The organism is Desulfovibrio sp., assembly GCF_019424165.1.
In the GTDB taxonomy this organism is placed as follows: domain Bacteria; phylum Desulfobacterota; class Desulfovibrionia; order Desulfovibrionales; family Desulfovibrionaceae; genus Desulfovibrio.
The window spans coordinates 1-357 of the sequence record NZ_JAHZAA010000025.1 but is presented as its reverse complement, the minus strand read 5'-3'; the positions used below and the strand labels follow the sequence as shown (position 1 = coordinate 357).

At 45.4% G+C, this 357-nt stretch carries 1 pseudogene; it reads left to right on the top strand.

Annotated features, from left to right (window positions below):
- A pseudogene (locus QZ377_RS08965) lies at positions 1 to 357 on the top strand (DUF421 domain-containing protein); the annotation flags it as partial.

The window sequence follows — 357 nt, the reverse complement described above, 5'->3', positions numbered from 1 at the left end:
GGAAACATCGCCGTCAAACTTGCCGTGGGCCTTGCCACTTTTATATTTGTTTTTCGCACCACAAACCGCTGCCAGCTCACGCAAATGACCCCGGTTGACCTTATCGGCAACTTTGTTATGGGCGGAATTTTGGGTGGTGTAATCTATAATCCGGATATCGGCATTACAAAATTCATTCTTGTTCTTGCCATCTGGCAAGTGCTGATCGTGTCGGTAAATTTTTTACGCATGCGTACAGAGTCAGGCCGTAAAATGATCGTCGGCTCACCAAGGCCTGTTGTTATCAAAGGCAAATTTCTTCAGGAAAAATTTTCTGAAGCAGGCCTTGATATTGGCGATTTTGCAACACTCATACGG